Source organism: Thermus islandicus DSM 21543 (genome assembly GCF_000421625.1).
GTDB lineage: Bacteria > Deinococcota > Deinococci > Deinococcales > Thermaceae > Thermus > Thermus islandicus.
In genome coordinates, this window is the sequence record NZ_ATXJ01000060.1 from 1 (window position 1) to 1,282 (window position 1,282).

Here is a 1,282-nt window from a genome sequence, read left to right on the forward strand (position 1 = left end):
CCCCATCAGGCCGTAGGGCTGGACCGGCCCGAGCTTAAGCCCCTGGAGAGGGAAGCCGCTATGCGGGTGCTGGGGAGCCATCCCTACATCCGCGTAAGCAGCCCTCCGTGAATGGGGAAGCCCACCCCTTTAGGGGTGGGAGGAGGTCACACGTACCCCCGGGTGGTCATTGAGGGAGAACACCGCTACATTCCCTACAAGGTGCTGGAGAGGCTCAAGGGCCTGCCTGAGGCGGTGGCTTCGGGGAAGCCCCTTCCCGAGGTCATCCGGCTCACCCCCAACGGGGAGGCGGTGAGGCGCTGAGGGAAGGGGCGGGTAGGATGGGGCAAGTGAAGCGCTTCGCCCTGCTTCTACTGCTCGTCCTGCCCGCCCTCGCCCTCTCCCCGGAGGGCAGGCTCCAAGGCCCTGCCCTCGTCTTGACGGTGGTGGACGGGGACACGGTGGACCTCGAGGGCCTTGGCCCGGTGCGCCTCATCGGGGTGGATGCCCCGGAGAGCACCTACAACCACCGCACTTCGGGCCCCGAGGAGGTGAGGCTGGGCCTCGAGGCCAAAGCCTTCCTCGCCCGCCTGCTCCAGGGGAAGCGGGTGTGGGTGGAGCTTGATGTCCAGGAGCGGGACCGCTACCGGAGGGTGCTCGCGTACCTCTACCTGGAGGATCCCCGGGGGGACTGGACCCACGGGGGGCGGCGCTTCCTCCAGGTGAACCTGGAGCTCGTGCGGGCGGGATGGGCCGAGCCCTACACCGTGCCCCCCAACGTGCGCTACGCCCCGCTCTACCTCGAGGCCGCCCGGGAGGCCAGGGCGAGGGGGCTCGGGATGTGGGGAAGGGGAGCCTCCCCCAGCCCGCAAAGCCAGAAGGGGTGCGACCCGGCGTACCCCACGGTGTGCAATCCCCCGCCGCCCCCGGACCTGGACTGCAAGGACATCCCCTTCCGGGGCTTCAAGGTCCTGCCTCCGGATCCGCACCGCTTGGACCGGGACGGGGACGGGGTGGGATGTGAGGGAAGGTGGTTTACATCAGCCACTGACAGCTTCAGCCGTCAGCTTCGTACGGGTATGAAGCTGACGCGGAACCCTCTGGAGAGCCATTAGTCGCAATCCCCTTACGGGGCTAAGTGGTTTGCAACTCCAAAGACCCAAAAGGAGGTGGGGAATGATCTTGCTAGAAGTGGTCGCAATCCCCTTACGGGGCTAAGTGGTTTGCAACTTAGGTATGGCTACTTGGCAAATGGCGGTTCTGGCGGGTCGCAATCCCCTTACGGGGCTAAGTGGTTTGCAAC

The 1,282-nt window shown here is 66.5% G+C and carries 1 protein-coding gene and 1 pseudogene; both read left to right on the forward strand.

Annotated features, from left to right (window positions below):
* Positions 1-147: 147 nt before the first annotated feature.
* A pseudogene (locus tag H531_RS0112460) lies at positions 148-303 on the forward strand (Rad52/Rad22 family DNA repair protein); the annotation flags it as partial.
* Between the two features lie 17 nt (positions 304-320).
* Positions 321-1,094 carry a thermonuclease family protein gene (locus H531_RS13345; RefSeq protein ID WP_022799630.1) on the forward strand — a complete coding sequence of 258 codons (774 nt, stop codon included), beginning with the start codon at positions 321-323 and terminating at the stop codon, positions 1,092-1,094.
* The last annotated feature ends 188 nt before the right edge of the window (positions 1,095-1,282 follow it).

Coding starts and splice junctions, on each gene's coding strand:
- H531_RS13345 (WP_022799630.1), top strand. CDS start 321: ATGGGGCAAGTGAAGCGCTTCGCCCTGCTTCTACTGCTCGTCCTGCCC.